Origin of the sequence: Halopseudomonas sabulinigri (assembly GCF_900105255.1) — a bacterium.
Classification (GTDB): Bacteria; Pseudomonadota; Gammaproteobacteria; order Pseudomonadales; family Pseudomonadaceae; genus Halopseudomonas; species Halopseudomonas sabulinigri.
The window spans coordinates 3,582,737-3,599,233 of sequence record NZ_LT629763.1 but is presented as its reverse complement, the minus strand read 5'-3'; the positions used below and the strand labels follow the sequence as shown (position 1 = coordinate 3,599,233).

Below are 16,497 nucleotides of genomic sequence, written 5' to 3'. Positions count from 1 at the left end.
CATGCACGCCAAAGCCCTCATACTCGCCGCCCTTACCCAGACAGTGCTCAGCGCCTGCAGCACTCAGTCCGATTCACCCAACCTCGGCCTGGCTAACCCGGCGGCGATTTACTGCGCAGACCAGGGCGGCAGCTACCACCTGGACTCAGGCACCTGCGAGCTGCCCGATGGCCAGCAGGTTGATGGCTGGGAGTACTACCGCTCCCAGCCGTGATCTGGCGGCTACCAGTTGGATCCGGCCTGAATGTAGAACGCGGTCTCTTCCGGCCCCCGCGCAATGTCGCTACCCATCCAGAAGCCGTAGCGACTGGCAATCAGATAGCGAAACCCCACCCCCAGATTGGTGACTGAGCTGGCCGCGCACGCGCTGTCACGCCACTCCCCACTTGCTGCGAAAGATAAAATAGGCGGCGCCGAGAATGCACAGGCCGGCCCAGAGGTAATCCAGTTTGAGCGGCTCCTTCATGTAGAAAAAGGCGAAGGGCACAAAAACCGTTAGCGCGATGATTTCCTGCAGAATTTTCAGCTGGCCCAGCGACAGCACCTCGTAACCAATGCGGTTGGCTGGCACCTGCAGCAGATACTCGAACAGCGCCACACCCCAACTGATCAACGCTGCAACAATCCACGGCTTGCTGCTCAGCTCCTTGAGGTGCGCGTACCAGGCAAAGGTCATGAACACGTTGCTGAGCGACAGCAATAAAATGGTGAAACCTATCTTGTGCATCAACACCTCCGGCGAGCCTTTCCGATAGCCTCCGGCGGCGCGCCGGTCAGCGCGATTCTATCTGCGCACAGTGCGCTCAGCCAGGGGGCTGGCGCTTACCGTCCAGGCGTTTCAGCCTTCGTCCGGTACCTCTGCCTGCACCAATTGCGCCAGTAGCGTCAGCGACTCCTGCCACCCCAGATAACAGGACTCGGCGGGGATTACATCGGGGATGCCCTCCTGGATGATATTCAGTTCGGTGCCGCAGGCGACGGCGCGCAGCTCCACGGTATTGCGCATGCTGCCGGGCAATTTTGGGTCGTCAAAGCGATCATCGTTGACAATCCGCTCGTTGGGAATCAGCTCAAGATAGGTACCGCCAAACGTGTGGCTGCTGCCAGTGCTGAAATTGGTAAAAGACATGCGATAGCTCGCGCCCACGCGCGCCTCGTGCTCATGCATCTTGCCGGTAAACCCGTGTGGCGGCAGCCACTTGACCATGGCGTCGGGATCGAGGAAGGCGCGATAAACGCGCTCGGGCGGTGCCATGAGAACGCGGTGCAAACGTATAGTGCTGGGCATAAGCTGTCTCCTTAAAGTGGAAGCTCGATGGCCACGCTGGATTGCGGTGGTACTGACAGGTCGGTTGAGCGCAGCCGCATTCGACAAGGCTTGGGGATTTCTCGTCTAGGCTGAGCGCGGCGCAAACATGATGATAGCCATTCCCAGCAAAGCCACCAGCGAGCCCAGCAAATCCCAGCCCGTCGGTCGGATGCCGTCCACCGCCCACAACCAGAGCATAGCGGTAAAGATATAGACGCCGCCGTAGGCCGCGTACACCCGGCCCGCCGCCGTAGGATGCAAGGTCAGCAGCCAGGCAAACAGCGCCAGACTCAACGCCGCCGGCAACAACAGCCAGATAGATTTGCCCTCGCGCAGCCAGAGGTAAGGCAGATAGCAGCCAACGATTTCCGCCAGCGCGGTCAGCAGAAACAAGCCCAGGGTTTTCAGTTCCGGCACAGATGCGGCTCCAGGTAGCGGTGGCACATACCGCGCCATCATGCACCGTCAGCCCTGCGCAGCCAACCCGGCCCGCTAACCTCAGGTGTTTCAGCCATCATCGCGCGCAGTATCGGCGGGGCTTGGCGCCGCGGCAGCTGCCGCTGGCGGCGCCTCACGCTCGCGCAAAAAGCGCGCAAACCGCGGCAACCCGGTAGAGGTTAAACCGTTGTAGCGAAAGGTCACCCAGCTGCCAATCGCTGGCGGGGCGGCCCGCTGCGCATCGCTCAGGCCGCTGCCCAGGCGGAAACGCCGTCCGTCGGCATCGGCAACCTCCAATGCCCCAAGCATACCCAGATACTTGCCCTTGCCCGGCGTGTAACCAATCACCTGTGCTTCGGCGTCCGCATAGGGTTTGTATTTCAACAAAGCATCACTGCGGCCGGGCTGATAGTGCGCGTCCTGATGATGCAGCATCAGACCTTCCGCGCCCGCGGCCACCAGGCTCGCCAAGCGCGCATCCAGCTCATCGCCGCTGGCCACCCGAAACTGCGGCACCGGCTGCAACGATGCCAGCTTCAACGCGGATAACTGCCGCATGGCCGCGACCCGCTCAGTGAAGCTGCCGCCGTGCTGGGGCAAATCAAACACCATCAGCCGGACTTGCCGCCACTGCGCCGCATCAGGCTTCGCGCTGCGCACTATGCCGCTAAGCTGATCAAAGGTGCCGCGCCCCAGCCAGAGTTCGCCCTCCATCGCCATACCGGGCCAGCCCTGAGTGAACTCGAGCGGCACAGCAATCGGGTATCCGCCTCTGCTCCACAACGCCTCCCCATCCCAAAGGGCGCGCACGCCGTCGAGCTTTTCGCTGACCCAATATTCCTCCACCTTGGCTTCGCCAGCATAAACTCTGGCCAGCATGGGTTGGTGCGCAGGCCCTGCGGCCAAACCAGGTGGGGCAGCGCCAAGCCAAACGAGTACGAGGAGAAAAAAGCAGATTTGCCGCATTGCAACGTCCCTGTGGCTTGGCCACCTGGCCGGCCTATCCGGCGCACGCTGATACAGGCAGCGGTGGTGGGCTTTGCGCACCTTTCCATGCCGCGACGCAGCAGACCAAATAGCGCTGACCAGAACTGCGGTGCAGATCACCCTTGGCAGGCCAGGTAGTTAAGGCAGAGAAGACCGCGGCTTGTTTTTGGCCTGCCTGCTGGCACCGGCTGCCGCCAGACCGAGCAAACGGCGAAAGGTAGGACACTCCATATGACTCGGTGCCGAGCAGACTGCGGCGTGCCGCAAGCCATCGCGCATCGCTGTCAGTTTGCGGACGGTAGCGTCCAGTTCATCCGCCTTGTCGCTCAGCAACTGACGGTCGATTCTGGGCTGGCCGTTAGCGCCCAGCATGCGAGCAATCTCCTCCAGCGAAAAGCCGGCGGACTGACCCAACGCGATCAACGCCAGCCGCTCCAGCACATTGGCGTTGAACAACCGCCGCAAACCGCGTCTGCCCACCGAGGCAATCAAGCCCTTTTCTTCGTAATAGCGCAGCGTAGAGGCCGGCACGCCCGACCTTTTCGCCACTTCAGCAATATCCATCCCGGCCCCTTGACTTAAAGGCGACTTGAAGTTGTACGCTGCATTCACCTTCAAAGCAAGCCACTCGGGAGAACACCATGGACTACCTGCCAGCCACCCTATTCATCGGCTTGGGCGCTACTGCAGTAATGGATTTCTGGGGGCTCGTCCGCCAGCGCCTGTTCGGCATAGCGCCACCTAACTACGCCCTGGTAGGCCGCTGGGTGGGACACATGCCGCGCGGGCGCTTTCATCATCCTGCGATTGCAACCGCGGCACCGGTGCGCGGCGAGCGAGCGCTGGGGTGGGCTGTGCATTACCTGACGGGGGTTGCCTTCGCGGCCTTACTGGTGAGCCTTAATGGCGCTGCCTGGCTGGCACAGCCCAGCCTGGGCCCGGCACTGGCGCTGGGGATCGCCACCGTGGCAGCGCCATTCCTGTTGATGCAGCCGGGCATGGGAGCCGGCATAGCCGCCAGCCGCACAGCGCGCCCAGCCACCGCTCGCCTGCAAAGCCTGATTACCCACGCGGTGTTCGGCGCTGGTTTGTTTGCTGCGGCCAAGGTGGCGCAGCTCATTGCGCTGAGCTGAACCCCCACATACAACGCCTCCGGCCTTACCGGCCAATCTCATTCAGGAGCATGACAATGCGTATTCCCGCTCGCTTCGCCCCCATGGTGTTCAGCGCCCTGCTCTCAGCCATCATGGTCGCCATCGTCTCGGCCTTTGTACTGGCCACCTCACAGGGACTGCACTCCGGCTTCCTGGCGCAGTGGCTGCAAAGCTGCTTCACCACCTGGCCGATCGCCTTTCCCACCGTAGCCATTGTGGCGCCCTGGGTCAGAGGCGTAGTCGGCCGGATAACCGCCTGACCGCAAATGCAGCGCAAGCGGAGCGGTAGCCGCTACCGCAGTACCTCGATTTCCACATTGAGCAGGCCAGAGGAAAGGCTGCCGATGCGGCTAAAGGCAGTCTTGGACAGATCGATAATCCGGCCGCGCACAAAGGGGCCGCGATCATTGATGCGCACTACCACGCTTTTGCCGTTAGCCGTATTGGTCACCTTGACCATAGAGCCAAAGGGCAACTGCTTGTGCGCGGCGGTGGGCAGGTCATGCTTGTACGGCTCGCCGCTGGCGGTGCGCATGTTCTGATGTTTATCCGCATAATACGACGCCTTCCCGGACTCCCTATGGCCAGCCCAGTCCCCCGCTGATCCCGAGGGCACCGAGCTGCAACCAGCCAGAGCGATAAACAATGCAAGCAATACCAGACTTTTCACATGAGCACCTTGGATGAGTTTGCCGAACTGCTGCTTGGCGTCAGTGCAATTAACCTGCAAGTGACCGCTGCAGCCCACTGAGACCGAGCTAACTGACAGACCGCGGCGCAAGGCGCCTGTTCCTGCCGAGCGCAGAATCTCAGCAGGCCGGCCACCTCAGGTAGTCGACTCGGTAAACCCTACAAAACTGGCCACCTCCGTCACGGCGCGACGTCTGGAGACCACGGCGTTGGCTGGAAACGCCTCGTCCGGGTAGCCCATGGCCACGCAGATCATCACCACCTGATCCTCCGGAATCTGCGCATGCTCGCGCACCACTGACGAATGCATGATGCCCTGGCTGTTGACCACGCAGCCCAGGCCGCGCGACCAGGCTGCATTAACCAGAGAGTTCACCAGCGCGCCGCAATCGAACTGGGCAATATCGCCCTCGCGCAGCACCTTGTCGTAGGTCACTACAATGGAGACTGGTGCATCAAATTGACGGAAGCCGCGCAGCACCCAGTCCTGGCGCTTGGCCTTGTCATCACGGGCAATGCCCATGGCCTCGAAAAGTTGCACGGCGATGTCTATCTGCCGCTGCCGATGATCGCCCTCGTAGCTGCCGATACCCCGGCTTTCCTTGGCCGGCGGCACGCCGTTGAGCATGCGCTCGGTATTCTCGGCGCGAATGCGATCCAGGGGCTCGCCAGTCAGCACGTGCAAGTGCCATGGCTGGGTATTCATGGACGACGGCGCCCGGATGGCCAGGGCGATGACCTCTTCAATCACACTGCGCGGCACCGCACGCTGTTGAAAAGCGCGAATACTGCGGCGGCCAAGCACAACCTCATCGTAATTCATTGCTGGTCTCCTGATGGGAATGGGCACTGTGGTCGCAAGGCACCGCCAGCGCCACGGAGCCAGACGTTAGCACAGGCGTGCGCCTGGTCGGCGCGGTCGCGGCTTTGGGTATACGGGCTTATCAATGCGCTCTATGGCCGACGAAACCGAGCGCAGAGACCCGGTTACAGGGCAAGCGCGACGCCACCGATGATCAACGCAAACAGGACGGACAGACCAACCAGCCTGCCCCACTGCAGGGACGGTGGCGGTTCGGGGTTCAACTGCCGGTCGAGATAACCTCTCAACAATTGGGTATTGCGCGTATTGGCCTTGTAAATGGCATCAAAGGCGTCGCCCACCACCGGCACCAGCCCGCCGACAAAATCGATCACCACATTGCGCAGCATCTTGCGTTTTAGCGCGCTGTCGGCACCGGCCCTTTGCGCCTCCAGCAGTACGTAGCCCGACATTGCCAACCCCGCCAGATCACCGACCACGGGTACCAGCCCAATCAGGGCCTCGGTACCGATGCGCATACGGGTGAAAGGAATGCCGATATTGCTGTCGGTAAAGCGGCTGAATCGCTCCAACCGTGCCAATATCGCCCGCTGCTTCGCCTCCGTCGTTGCTTGTGTCATGCCATCTCCAGGATGTTAAAGCGCCAGACAGAAGCCTTCATGGTCTGTAGCGCCACTGCGCACCTGGCGCGAGCAAGCGGGCCACAGCCACGCCGCTGAACCGCCTGCGCCAGTGCGTTTGCGCCTCCAGGTAAACAAAGGCGGGACACCCACAACGCGCCTGACCCTAGCCGAAGAAACAGGCGTTCTCATCCGCGTTGACCAGCGTGAAGAACGCCTCGATGGACTGCACTTCAGGCTGTGGTTCGTATACGTGCCATTCAAGGTCGCTGGGCATCCAATAGACCCGCCAACCCTGGCCCTGGTCGACATACTCCGCCTTGGCCGTCGGCGATTCCACCGCTTTCGACAGATCACTGTGATGCGGGCGGAGTTCGATCACCTCGATGCTTTGCTCGTTAATGCGTACCTGCAGGTCAACCTGGTGCCGCACGCCGGCAGGCGGCCTGCGCACCTCAAGGAAAGCTGCAGCCGCGCGCTCAATCTGCTTTATTTCAAACTCACTAAATGCCATACCCTCTCCTGTGTAAGCCCGGAGCCTGTAGCGAGAGTGCAGCCTTACCGGGTGGCGAGTGACCGGCAACGCCAGGCTGGTCGCAAAGCGCTGCCACAAGCTAAAGCGATGGGGCGGTTAGTCGGACCCGCCCTGCGCTATCAGAAGGTTCTGACCATCTTCAGGGTGCTGCCGTTCCTCAGTCAGCACCGCAAAATCGAATTGGCAGCTGCGCTGGCCTGGAGGCACTACCCTTGCCAGCGCTTCCCAAGCCTGCCTCAGTCAAGAGGGTTATCCGCGCTCGGCATGGCAGAAGCAGGCGCCACAACCGGTTTGCAGCGCCACAGATAAATCGCCCACGCCAACAACGCCAGTTCAAGCGCGAAGGACCAATGCAAAATGAAGTTAAGCCACCAAGGGGTATAAACGGCTTGCACTGTAAAGAGCACATAGGGCTGATCTACCCAGGGAGCCAACCACCATACATCCCCCACAATCGAGTCGAGCAGCATGTGAAGGCAGCCGTTGAGCGCGAAGACAAGCCCCAACGCTGCGCGTGCCTTGTCCCGCGCCAGACCGAACCAAAGGCTGGTTGCCGCCAGCAGGCTGAACCATATCACCGGATAGTGCGGCCAGTAGGTGTGATGGTGGTGTTGCCGGTTATCGATCAGATAAAAGTAAAACATGTCCAGGTCAGGCGCGATGGCGCCGAACATACCGGCCAGCATGAAATATTTGGCCATTACGCCCGTGCGGGCAAAGCGGCGGTACAACAATCTTGTGGCTACATAACCTGCGGGTAGGTGACCGATAAACATACGCACTCCATTGCGGTAACTATTGCCGTGATTACTGGTGAGTCAGACGAAGAAGCTGAGCACATCACAGGTAACCAACGGATTGCTCGCCATGCCGCCGGCGGCACAAACCAGGCGCCCAGCGACTAACCTTCCGGCTGCTCCAGCTCCTGAATCACATACCCGGCCTCTTCCAGCTTCTCGTTGAAAACCTGCTGCGCATCGAAAATGCCGCGATTGTAAAAGCTGGGGCCCAGCTCCTTGGCAAAAAAGTCGATCAGAAACTCAGCTTCAAATCCGCCAATGTCCTGTTGCAGCTCGTCCTGAAAGTAGGTTTTGATCTTGCCTACCATGCGTTCTTTCTGCTCTCTGGAAAACTCGATATCTTTCATGCCGTGGCCTGCGGTTTGTAATAGAAGAAAACATAACGCGGAGCATTGCGGTAATTTTAGAGCCGCGAAGCGGTGGAAATATTGTCCGGCAACAGCGGCTGGCTATGCATTATTCGTATCGGCTCCAGAGCCTGAGAACGCTCACCACTCGCTCGCCCTCAAGCACTTGTATGGATAATTTCTGCCGTGTTTGGGTAAATTGAGGCCCACCCCCGACGGCCATCGGGGGCCTTCATGCAGCAGCTCGGTGTAGCGCCGGCTCCTCTTTTGAGAGACCGATAACAAGTGGGTAGCGCTGCATGACTCTCAAGCGATAACTCGAACAGTCATCGGGGCCTCGAGCCCGTATAGCAAGGCAGAGTCAGCTTATTATGAACACTCCAGAAAACCAAACCCTGATCAACATCGGTGTCGACGTCGGTAAAGCTAACCTCGATATCGCCCTTCATCCGTCCGGCCAGTCTTTTACCATCCCGAACAGCACCACTCATATCCGAGAGCTTGTGAAGATACTCAAGGGCTACGCCATTGAGCGGATCGTTGTAGAAGCAACAGGCCGCTACGAACATGCATTGGTTCGAGCCATCAGTCAGGCTGGGCTGCCCATCATTGTGGTCAATCCGATCAGTGTGCGGCGCTATGCCCAAGCTATCGGTGTGTTGGCAAAAACTGACCGCATCGACGCTCAGGTCATTGCCAAATATGCTGCTACGCTGAAGCCAGAATTCAAGCCCATACCGGATAAAACATCTCAAAAAATCAAAGACCTATTGGCGAGGCGCAGCCAGCTCATGGAAATGTCCACCATGGAAAAAAACCGCCTGCAAATACTGCCAAAAACACTTCACAGCTCCATCAATAGTCTACTCAAAACGCTCCAGACCCAGATCAAAACCATCACCAAGCAGATCGAGCATGAAGTCGCCAAGGTTGATCATTGGCGAAGCAAAACAGACATCCTGACCAGCGTGCCAGGCGTTGGCAAAGTCATGGCGTTTACGCTACTGAGCGAGCTTCCTGAGTTAGGCAAGCTTAACCGGCGAGAGATCGCAGCCCTGGTTGGCGTGGCACCCATCAATCGCGATAGCGGCAGACTGACGGGCAAGCGTCGGATCCGTGGCGGTCGTCATAGAGTGCGAACAGTGATGTTCATGGCGATGATGTCAGCCATCCAATGCAACCCGGTATTCAAGCAGTTCTATGAACGCCTGAAAGCCCAAGGAAAGTTACCAAAAGTCGCCCTCATTGCCTGCATGCGAAAGATGATCGTGATGCTCAACACCATGGTTAAGAATCAAGAGCCGTGGCGTGAAAAAACAGCCTGATTTGGGACGTTGACACCACAGTCACTTGTTATGCATTTAGAGTCCCATTTTCTCCTTTACAAGATTGCTATCACCATCTAGCAAAGGGGTAGCGTCATAGTAAAATTCAATGCGAAACTTCCCATCACTTGTTAAATTCAGAAATAGCCCAGACCATTCCTCACCTTTGCTTTTAGCACTCTCATAAATATCTTCGACAGCTTCAAAGGCCTCCATTGAGCCTCCTATTTCAAAGCTGCGCTCGTATTCATTTTGGTCATTATCGATCCAGCACCTTGCTGTAGATTTATTTCTGAATCCGCCATCAGATTGGGCGAGTAGTTCTTGATAAAACACAATTCGGCTCCAACCTTCTGGAGCAGTAAGTGCAATTTCTTGGACCAAACGCTCTACTTTTTCAGATTCAGATGACAAATCCATAACTCTCTACTTTCTTCCAATGCACTGTGCATAACGCCAGCCAGCATGCGCGGCTACGAATGAAGGCAAAGCCGCAATGTAGTAGACGTCGCCCTGACTGGCCTTGTTAACTGTTGTTAATCAGTTTCTCAGCCATCTTCAAAATATCGATACCGGCAAGTGGATCTACTATTTCGTACGACAGTTTGAGTCTAAGGTTCCCAGATCGATCTAACACGGCTGCCGCAAACTTGAATTCGTTTCCTTCAGCTTGCTTGACAAGCCCATGATAGTTTTCCCACCAATCCATTATGTCAAAACCAACACTGCTGGGATCGAATGAGCACCAATCACTGGTAGGAGCTTCCCGAAAGTAGTGCGTCAATTTCATAGCCCCATCATGGCATAGATATATCGAAATCAGACTGAACCAGGTTGTGGGTGAGTCCGATGTTATTAGAGTGGCAAGCTCCTGAAAAATTTGCCTTTCATGCATTTTTGCCACTACTACTCCTTAGAACGGACGACAGTTAACGCCGTGGCAAGGGGCACGCGGCGCGAAGCATAGCGTGTCCCGCGCAGGCCGTGTTTTTTACGGCCGAAGCATTCTTGGCCACCTTGTTATGAGTTACTGTATTAAACACTGATTTTTCGCCTTTATTATTTCTTTAGCGATTGCGAGATCATGTTCAGGACTACCCTCTAAACCCATGCTGCCCGATGCAACCTCAGATAAATAGTTTGCAATTTTAGTTGGCTGAGCACTCTCAAGTGCTATTGAGAAAACTTGAGGTAAGCAAGAGTAATATTCGTCTCTTGCTTCCTCAATATCACTCACCCCTATAGGGTCCCACTTGTAGAAAGGAATTTCATCGATTCTCTTATACAGCGCTAATTGGTCTGGCGGCAGCTTCTTTCCCATTACTTACTCATAACGCCTCAATAACCGGCGCAGCTTTGCTGCGTCCGGCACCGAAGGTGCGAAGTTGATTGACTTGTTAAGTGCTTTTACTTCATTACATTAGAGCCATACAAAATTTAGATTTCCGTTCATTTGCAGAAGCCAATATCTCGATCAGTACCTCTAGAGACTCAATAAGATATTCAATATTATCATCTGGACTTTCATCCAGAGATTGCTGAATTGACTCCTTGATAGGCATCACGGCACCTAAAGCCTCAGATGCATCAAACCACACCGGCTCACAGCTATCACGTGCATCGTTGTAGGCAGAAAGCCACGCAATAGTGTCATTTGAATCTGCATTCTCGTTTGCAATTTCTTCTGCTTTGGAGAAACCATCGAAAGATTTTAGCGCGGGAACGCTCAATTTTTCGGCTACTTCAGATAACAAGCCTTCATATAGAAAAAGGTATCTTGGATGCTCATCCTCAAAGAAACCTTCTTCACCATCTTCTAATACGATTCCAAAAACGTGCATGGTGCTCCTTGTGCACTTAACGCAGAGTTAAGGGGACCGGCGCAGTGGAGGCCGTTTGAGCAATAATTGGCGTAGCCAATGCACAAACTGCCGGAGCGTAGCTGGTTCCCCTTGAACGACTTGTATGGATAATTTCTGCCGTGTTTGGGTAAATTGAGGCCCACCCCCGACGGCCATCGGGGGCCTTCATGCAGCAGCTCGGTGTAGCGCCGGCTCCTCTTTTGAGAGACCGATAACAAGTGGGTAGCGCTGCATGACTCTCAAGCGATAACTCGAACAGTCATCGGGGCCTCGAGCCCGTATAGCAAGGCAGAGTCAGCTTATTATGAACACTCCAGAAAACCAAACCCTGATCAACATCGGTGTCGACGTCGGTAAAGCTAACCTCGATATCGCCCTTCATCCGTCCGGCCAGTCTTTTACCATCCCGAACAGCACCACTCATATCCGAGAGCTTGTGAAGATACTCAAGGGCTACGCCATTGAGCGGATCGTTGTAGAAGCAACAGGCCGCTACGAACATGCATTGGTTCGAGCCATCAGTCAGGCTGGGCTGCCCATCATTGTGGTCAATCCGATCAGTGTGCGGCGCTATGCCCAAGCTATCGGTGTGTTGGCAAAAACTGACCGCATCGACGCTCAGGTCATTGCCAAATATGCTGCTACGCTGAAGCCAGAATTCAAGCCCATACCGGATAAAACATCTCAAAAAATCAAAGACCTATTGGCGAGGCGCAGCCAGCTCATGGAAATGTCCACCATGGAAAAAAACCGCCTGCAAATACTGCCAAAAACACTTCACAGCTCCATCAATAGTCTACTCAAAACGCTCCAGACCCAGATCAAAACCATCACCAAGCAGATCGAGCATGAAGTCGCCAAGGTTGATCATTGGCGAAGCAAAACAGACATCCTGACCAGCGTGCCAGGCGTTGGCAAAGTCATGGCGTTTACGCTACTGAGCGAGCTTCCTGAGTTAGGCAAGCTTAACCGGCGAGAGATCGCAGCCCTGGTTGGCGTGGCACCCATCAATCGCGATAGCGGCAGACTGACGGGCAAGCGTCGGATCCGTGGCGGTCGTCATAGAGTGCGAACAGTGATGTTCATGGCGATGATGTCAGCCATCCAATGCAACCCGGTATTCAAGCAGTTCTATGAACGCCTGAAAGCCCAAGGAAAGTTACCAAAAGTCGCCCTCATTGCCTGCATGCGAAAGATGATCGTGATGCTCAACACCATGGTTAAGAATCAAGAGCCGTGGCGTGAAAAAACAGCCTGATTTGGGACGTTGACACCACAGTCACTTGTTAGGCATTGGTCTACATTTATGTATGATATTACCGGGACGCTCTACCATTAAGAGAATTTTAACTATTCTCATAGAACCTAAGTAAAGCACCATCGTCACCATACACTTCGATAGAATACTGAATATAATTGGACTCTAATACTTCAATAATTTTGGACATGCTTTCATCATACTTATTTATGATTCCATTCATCAGTATTTCATCATTACCTTCAATCACGAAATCTGAAAATTCATTTTTCAGCTCATAGTCGTCCCAGGCGCATTTTCTACAAGTCCATCCTTTATTGTTGAAAAGTTCTGCTACCGCACTTTTCTTCAAATCAGTGACTAAGCCCGAGTAGAAATCCATCGTGGAGCTATCCATCTTCTGTATGCCTAACGCTTTCGTAAGCGGCGGCCTGACAAGACCGTCCGGTGGAGGCCCAAAAGGGCCGGAACGAACTTGACTCACTTGTTAGGGCTGCCAGTCCGTGACGGCTTTGAACTCTGTTTCACCGGGCACCTTTTCGAACACACTTCCGACTGGCGATTTGAGATATGGGATGATGCTTCGATCATAGTTGGCGATAGTGTTCACATCATAGGCCCCGTGGTTTCTACCGTCAGCCATATACTCGTCCGACTCTGCACCTGATAAGAACCGCCAGCCGCTATCCTCTGAGTGGTCTGGTTCTTCCCTATACATAAACCTCACAGGAAGTCCCTCTACTATAATTCGGTCCGAAGCGATACAAGCGCCGTGGCCCTGAGCGAGCGGCATTATCTGGTGCGAGTCGAGCTTGTAGCTCTTATCCATTGCGATTGGCTCCCCAGCTGCTGCCGGTTCTATCAGGCAGCAAAATACCGCCAGGGTGAGAAGAATGAACTGCATAAATATCTCTAACGTTTGGTTAAGGGGCCGGCTATGCCGGTCCCGAGTGAGCGAAGCGAACGACTTGAACCAGTTGTTAGCGTTAAAGGCTCAGGTGTGAAAGCTCTTTGTCGATTATTTTCTCGGACTCTTTAGCTGCTTTTGATGCGTAGCCATAGAAAACGTAATAGTCCTTTTCAGTAACAGAGCCACTTCCGTTCAGGTGTTCTAAGCAGCGTGCTAAACAATGGCCAATTAGACCGTCATCCATAACATTTCTAGCCGCATCTTTACCCTCAGCTCTTTCAATTGCAGTGAAGATTTCTTCGTGCTCTTTGATTTTTTGCTCAAGAACGCCTTCGGCCAGTGAGTTGCGCTCAATTATTTTGGTCCAAATGTGGTCGTAAAGTGGTCGTTTCACGGTGTTGCTCCTTTAACGCTAACGCCGTGCTAATTTGCCGAAACGGAGGCACTTATTTTGCGGTAGCGTAGCGATAAACCGCAAAACAAGTGCCGCAGTGGAGGTCAAATTGAGCACATTGTTAGCTATTTTTATGGATTTCATATTCCGGTCTTCCTGCTGTGTCAATGTCATAACCTTGAAGATTCGATTGATGTAACCACATCATTTCTAAATTGGTCGCTACCTCCTGAAATTTCTCAGCAGCCTCCACCGAAGAGTATGAGGTTATTGTTTTATTTGACGTCGGGTAGAACGCTAAGTGATTTGGAGCATCTTCGGGAAGCTCAGTTGTTTCTGAAGCCTTCAATGGTTTTGCGTGGGCTAAGGCATTTCTAAACTGCCCAATTTTCTTCAACGTTTGCCATGGTTCACTCGAATAATCGACGTCCATTTTTAAAAACTCTGAAATCAGCGTGACTTTTCCAATAAATGACATTGATTCAAAATGATCCCAATGAGTGAAAAGCTGACTTCCATAGAGGTTGCAAAGTGCTTCAATTCTAAATGCCGAGAATACCATTGATGGTATAAGCCAGCGGAAGCGAAAACCGTCCTCTTCTTCTTTCCCTTTATTAAGTTGGTTAATTGCAATAGATCCTAGAAATCCATGCTCAGAAACCATACGTGTAACTTTGACTTTTTTAGTTTTCTTTTCCATTTCCTGGGATTTCCATTGCTCCGAGAGGTTAGCTAACGCTCGGCATACGTGCCGATTTGTAGCCGCGAAGCGGCGGAGAAGCGGTCACTGTGGTGCCGCTGGTTATGCAGCCTTGGCACTCATGACACCCCATTTAGATAAGAAATACTTGTCCAGAGAGATATAGGTTAGAAATACTGTTAAGCCGCAGATCGTTGGAAACGCATACTTGAAGAGACGGCTGCGAAACACGTCCGGATGGTTCATTGCTATATAGATAGCAAAGTTAATGAAAACTCCCGCCACCGGGAGGAGGCACAACATGAATATACAGACCCACATCCAGTATTTTTTCTGGCGCTTTAGCTTCAGCCTGGTGCCGCAGTTCGAGCAGGCAGTTGAGCCGAGCGAAGTCTTAAAGTACTCCCTCCACGACAATGGTTTCGCTGAATCGCATATTTCGCATCGCATTTGATTAGTCTGCATAACGCCGAAAACAGCGGCAGGCTTGTTGTTGATTGTTTTGTGCAATAATGGCGAAGCCAAGCACAAAACGAGCGACGGCAAGACTGTCCAAGGAGCGAAGCGACTGAGGCTGATTTGCCTTGTTAGCTTTTTGGTGCAACATCCGACCAATACCCTTGAAGCAGTTGCGCTGCTTTGCCTTTACGGCATATTAATACATTACTTTGATGGCTTGTGCTCGCCACACTTTCCATTAACTTGGCGAATGCAATTTTGAATTCTGGCAGCCCTGATTGGTAACTATATTCTTTTCTGCCACTATCAGATATTTCAGTAAATCCAATCATCCCAGTATCCATATCGAAGATTACATGCACATTTTTGCCATCTATATCCAACTCGACGCTAGTCTGAAAAATCATTATTCTCTCAATTTACTCAATTGAAGCTAACAGTTAAGTGGAAAGCCGGCTTCATGATTGCATATTAGTGCCGTCTTCATATCAACGCACTACGCCGATTTCCAAAGGTTCAAATTACCAAACAAAAACAACGGCTTATGCGATCAACGCAGTCAGCAAGCTGTAATCGCTTGACTTCCTCTTTTTCTGCTCTCAATAATACTGTACAAACATACAGCAAGGACGCCGCATGGAGACCCCAGCCCCCAAACCGCGCTTGCGCGAACAGTTTCGTAACGTCATCAAGGTCAATCATTACAGCATTCGTACCGAAAAGACTTACTGGTACTGGATACGCTATTTCCTGCGCTACCACCGCATGCGTCATCCGCTGGAAATGGGGCCCAATGAAGTCAACGAATTTCTGACCTGGCTGGCGGTCAGCCGGCATGTGGCCGCTGCTACGCAGAATCAGGCGCTCAATGCTTTGGTGTTTCTCTACAGCAAGGTGCTGGATCATCCGCTGGGCGATATTGGCGACACTGTGCGAGCCAAACGCCCTGCGCGCATCCCGACAGTGCTGACGCACAGTGAAGCAACCCAAATCATTGGGCTGCTGCCTGAACCTCATAAACTGATTGCTTCGCTGATGTACGGCTCGGGGCTGCGTGTTGTCGAGGCCTGCAGGCTGCGAGTGAAAGATATTGATTTTGACCGTCAGATCATCACGGTGCGCAGCGGCAAGGGAGATAAGGACCGTAACACGCTGCTGCCGGCGTCGCTGATTGAACCCCTGCGAGAGCGTCGTGCTCGCATCCGGCGTGCCTGGAGCGAGAAAGATGCGTTCTACAAGTGCGACGCCAGCCTGCCTTACGCGCTGCGCCGCAAATACCCCAGCGCGGCACGGTCGCTGGAGTGGCAGTGGCTGTTTCCTGCCACGGGGTTGTGCGCAGACGATGAGGGCAACATCGTTCGGCACCACTTGCATGTTAGCGCAGTGCAAAAGGTGGTGAGGCGCGCAGTGCGCGCGGCAGCGATTGGTAAGCCTGCCAGTTGCCATACCTTTCGCCACACCTTTGCCACGGAACTCCTGCGCAGGGGCAGTGATATTCGCACGGTGCAGACGCTGCTGGGGCATACCGATGTACGTACCACGCAGATTTATACCCATGTCCTTGGTAATGCCTTTGCCGGTGTGCAGAGCCCGCTGGGTTAGCTGCAAGTAAACAAGCACGCTACCGCCCTGCCCTATCCACGGACAAATTGGACCAGCTTTGGGAGAAAGGAATGCGGGCTGTCCTTGCCGTGACGGTGGTTGAGAACCATCTGAGAGGCGGGGTAACTGCAATTCCTTTGCTTGGGCCGAGAGTAATTCAGGTCGGGCTTTTTTGTCCAAGGGCTTTTTCAAGGCGGGCGTTTCAGCGCGAGCTTCTAAAAGTATAGGGGCCAGAAAGCACAATCCCGGCGAGTGCCGGGATTGTGGGTTGCTGAATCGCGCGG

At 54.3% G+C, this 16,497-nt stretch carries 27 protein-coding genes; 7 read left to right on the top strand and 20 right to left on the bottom strand.

All coding sequences use genetic code 11. The annotated features are described in order from the left end of the window. Nucleotide 1 precedes the first annotated feature (1 nt). The gene (locus BLU26_RS16410) at nucleotides 2-214 is read left to right on the top strand and encodes a putative hemolysin (RefSeq protein WP_092287926.1); all 213 of its coding nucleotides are present in this window, start codon (nucleotides 2-4) and stop codon (nucleotides 212-214) included. Between the two features lie 156 nt (nucleotides 215-370). Here the strand turns inward: BLU26_RS16410 and BLU26_RS16405 are convergent, their stop codons facing one another. The 5 genes from BLU26_RS16405 to BLU26_RS16385 all read right to left on the bottom strand — a co-directional run bounded on the left by BLU26_RS16405 (nucleotide 371) and on the right by BLU26_RS16385 (nucleotide 3,298). Continuing rightward, complete coding sequence (locus BLU26_RS16405) at nucleotides 371-727, bottom strand: DMT family protein (protein WP_092287925.1); 357 nt, start codon at nucleotides 725-727, stop codon at nucleotides 371-373. Between the two features lie 111 nt (nucleotides 728-838). Continuing rightward, nucleotides 839-1,288, bottom strand: coding sequence for an SRPBCC family protein (locus BLU26_RS16400; RefSeq protein WP_092287924.1), 450 nt, complete (start codon nucleotides 1,286-1,288; stop codon nucleotides 839-841). A 105-nt stretch (nucleotides 1,289-1,393) separates the two neighbouring features. Then, a complete protein-coding gene (locus BLU26_RS16395) occupies nucleotides 1,394-1,726 on the bottom strand; it encodes a YnfA family protein (protein ID WP_092287923.1) in 333 nt (110 codons plus the stop codon). A gap of 90 nt (nucleotides 1,727-1,816) precedes the next feature. Then, the gene (locus BLU26_RS16390) at nucleotides 1,817-2,713 is read right to left on the bottom strand and encodes a DNA ligase (RefSeq protein WP_092287922.1); all 897 of its coding nucleotides are present in this window, start codon (nucleotides 2,711-2,713) and stop codon (nucleotides 1,817-1,819) included. A gap of 159 nt (nucleotides 2,714-2,872) precedes the next feature. Then, a complete protein-coding gene (locus tag BLU26_RS16385; RefSeq protein WP_092287921.1) occupies nucleotides 2,873-3,298 on the bottom strand; it encodes a helix-turn-helix domain-containing protein in 426 nt (141 codons plus the stop codon). A 77-nt stretch (nucleotides 3,299-3,375) separates the two neighbouring features. On the opposite strand from BLU26_RS16385, the gene BLU26_RS16380 reads away from it, so the two are divergent. Then, nucleotides 3,376-3,867 carry a DUF2938 domain-containing protein gene (locus tag BLU26_RS16380; RefSeq protein ID WP_092287920.1) on the top strand — a complete coding sequence of 164 codons (492 nt, stop codon included), beginning with the start codon at nucleotides 3,376-3,378 and terminating at the stop codon, nucleotides 3,865-3,867. 56 nt (nucleotides 3,868-3,923) lie between these two features. Beyond that, complete coding sequence (locus BLU26_RS16375) at nucleotides 3,924-4,148, top strand: DUF2798 domain-containing protein (protein WP_197674500.1); 225 nt, start codon at nucleotides 3,924-3,926, stop codon at nucleotides 4,146-4,148. Between the two features lie 32 nt (nucleotides 4,149-4,180). On the opposite strand, the gene BLU26_RS16370 is transcribed toward BLU26_RS16375, so the two are convergent. From BLU26_RS16370 to BLU26_RS16345, 6 genes are all read right to left on the bottom strand, one after another. Beyond that, nucleotides 4,181-4,558 (bottom strand): septal ring lytic transglycosylase RlpA family protein, encoded by a 378-nt coding sequence (locus BLU26_RS16370; protein ID WP_092287919.1) that lies wholly within the window; start codon nucleotides 4,556-4,558, stop codon nucleotides 4,181-4,183. Between the two features lie 156 nt (nucleotides 4,559-4,714). Then, nucleotides 4,715-5,401: a nitroreductase gene (locus BLU26_RS16365; protein WP_092287918.1), complete on the bottom strand. Its 687-nt coding sequence runs from the start codon at nucleotides 5,399-5,401 to the stop codon at nucleotides 4,715-4,717. 164 nt (nucleotides 5,402-5,565) lie between these two features. Then, nucleotides 5,566-6,021 carry a DUF4112 domain-containing protein gene (locus BLU26_RS16360; protein WP_092287917.1) on the bottom strand — a complete coding sequence of 152 codons (456 nt, stop codon included), beginning with the start codon at nucleotides 6,019-6,021 and terminating at the stop codon, nucleotides 5,566-5,568. A 166-nt stretch (nucleotides 6,022-6,187) separates the two neighbouring features. Continuing rightward, entirely contained in the window at nucleotides 6,188-6,535 is a 348-nt protein-coding gene (locus BLU26_RS16355; protein ID WP_092287916.1) for a DUF3024 domain-containing protein, read from the bottom strand. Nucleotides 6,536-6,792: 257 nt separating this feature from the next. After that, nucleotides 6,793-7,332 carry a metal-dependent hydrolase gene (locus BLU26_RS16350; protein ID WP_092287915.1) on the bottom strand — a complete coding sequence of 180 codons (540 nt, stop codon included), beginning with the start codon at nucleotides 7,330-7,332 and terminating at the stop codon, nucleotides 6,793-6,795. Nucleotides 7,333-7,457: 125 nt separating this feature from the next. Next, nucleotides 7,458-7,703, bottom strand: a complete 246-nt coding sequence (locus BLU26_RS16345) for a DUF2164 domain-containing protein (RefSeq protein WP_092287914.1) — start codon at nucleotides 7,701-7,703, stop codon at nucleotides 7,458-7,460. Nucleotides 7,704-8,074: 371 nt separating this feature from the next. On the opposite strand from BLU26_RS16345, the gene BLU26_RS16340 reads away from it, so the two are divergent. Next, entirely contained in the window at nucleotides 8,075-9,028 is a 954-nt protein-coding gene (locus BLU26_RS16340; protein ID WP_092283079.1) for an IS110 family RNA-guided transposase, read from the top strand. 36 nt (nucleotides 9,029-9,064) lie between these two features. Here the strand turns inward: BLU26_RS16340 and BLU26_RS18620 are convergent, their stop codons facing one another. The 4 genes from BLU26_RS18620 to BLU26_RS16320 all read right to left on the bottom strand — a co-directional run bounded on the left by BLU26_RS18620 (nucleotide 9,065) and on the right by BLU26_RS16320 (nucleotide 10,869). Further along, the gene (locus BLU26_RS18620) at nucleotides 9,065-9,448 is read right to left on the bottom strand and encodes an immunity protein YezG family protein (RefSeq protein WP_157719391.1); all 384 of its coding nucleotides are present in this window, start codon (nucleotides 9,446-9,448) and stop codon (nucleotides 9,065-9,067) included. Nucleotides 9,449-9,554: 106 nt separating this feature from the next. Beyond that, a complete protein-coding gene (locus BLU26_RS16330; protein WP_157719390.1) occupies nucleotides 9,555-9,818 on the bottom strand; it encodes a hypothetical protein in 264 nt (87 codons plus the stop codon). A 237-nt stretch (nucleotides 9,819-10,055) separates the two neighbouring features. After that, complete coding sequence (locus BLU26_RS16325) at nucleotides 10,056-10,349, bottom strand: hypothetical protein (protein WP_092287911.1); 294 nt, start codon at nucleotides 10,347-10,349, stop codon at nucleotides 10,056-10,058. Nucleotides 10,350-10,443: 94 nt separating this feature from the next. Beyond that, entirely contained in the window at nucleotides 10,444-10,869 is a 426-nt protein-coding gene (locus BLU26_RS16320; protein ID WP_092287910.1) for a hypothetical protein, read from the bottom strand. 325 nt (nucleotides 10,870-11,194) lie between these two features. Here BLU26_RS16320 and BLU26_RS16315 point away from each other — a divergent pair, with 325 nt between their 5' ends. Beyond that, nucleotides 11,195-12,148 (top strand): IS110 family RNA-guided transposase, encoded by a 954-nt coding sequence (locus BLU26_RS16315; protein ID WP_092283079.1) that lies wholly within the window; start codon nucleotides 11,195-11,197, stop codon nucleotides 12,146-12,148. Between the two features lie 88 nt (nucleotides 12,149-12,236). Here the strand turns inward: BLU26_RS16315 and BLU26_RS16310 are convergent, their stop codons facing one another. From BLU26_RS16310 to BLU26_RS16295, 4 genes are all read right to left on the bottom strand, one after another. Then, a complete protein-coding gene (locus tag BLU26_RS16310; protein ID WP_157719389.1) occupies nucleotides 12,237-12,632 on the bottom strand; it encodes a hypothetical protein in 396 nt (131 codons plus the stop codon). 3 nt (nucleotides 12,633-12,635) lie between these two features. Further along, nucleotides 12,636-12,977: a DUF2185 domain-containing protein gene (locus tag BLU26_RS16305; protein WP_092288534.1), complete on the bottom strand. Its 342-nt coding sequence runs from the start codon at nucleotides 12,975-12,977 to the stop codon at nucleotides 12,636-12,638. A gap of 157 nt (nucleotides 12,978-13,134) precedes the next feature. Then, complete coding sequence (locus BLU26_RS16300; RefSeq protein WP_092287908.1) at nucleotides 13,135-13,452, bottom strand: hypothetical protein; 318 nt, start codon at nucleotides 13,450-13,452, stop codon at nucleotides 13,135-13,137. A gap of 121 nt (nucleotides 13,453-13,573) precedes the next feature. After that, nucleotides 13,574-14,152 carry a hypothetical protein gene (locus BLU26_RS16295; RefSeq protein ID WP_092287907.1) on the bottom strand — a complete coding sequence of 193 codons (579 nt, stop codon included), beginning with the start codon at nucleotides 14,150-14,152 and terminating at the stop codon, nucleotides 13,574-13,576. Between the two features lie 301 nt (nucleotides 14,153-14,453). On the opposite strand from BLU26_RS16295, the gene BLU26_RS18615 reads away from it, so the two are divergent. Further along, nucleotides 14,454-14,606 carry a hypothetical protein gene (locus tag BLU26_RS18615; protein ID WP_157719388.1) on the top strand — a complete coding sequence of 51 codons (153 nt, stop codon included), beginning with the start codon at nucleotides 14,454-14,456 and terminating at the stop codon, nucleotides 14,604-14,606. 133 nt (nucleotides 14,607-14,739) lie between these two features. Here BLU26_RS18615 and BLU26_RS18610 read toward each other — a convergent pair whose 3' ends face one another. Continuing rightward, nucleotides 14,740-15,018, bottom strand: coding sequence for a hypothetical protein (locus BLU26_RS18610; RefSeq protein ID WP_157719387.1), 279 nt, complete (start codon nucleotides 15,016-15,018; stop codon nucleotides 14,740-14,742). 229 nt (nucleotides 15,019-15,247) lie between these two features. Between BLU26_RS18610 and BLU26_RS16285 the strand changes: the two genes are divergently transcribed. Then, nucleotides 15,248-16,213 (top strand): integron integrase, encoded by a 966-nt coding sequence (locus BLU26_RS16285; RefSeq protein WP_092287905.1) that lies wholly within the window; start codon nucleotides 15,248-15,250, stop codon nucleotides 16,211-16,213. Nucleotides 16,214-16,497: the final 284 nt, after the last annotated feature.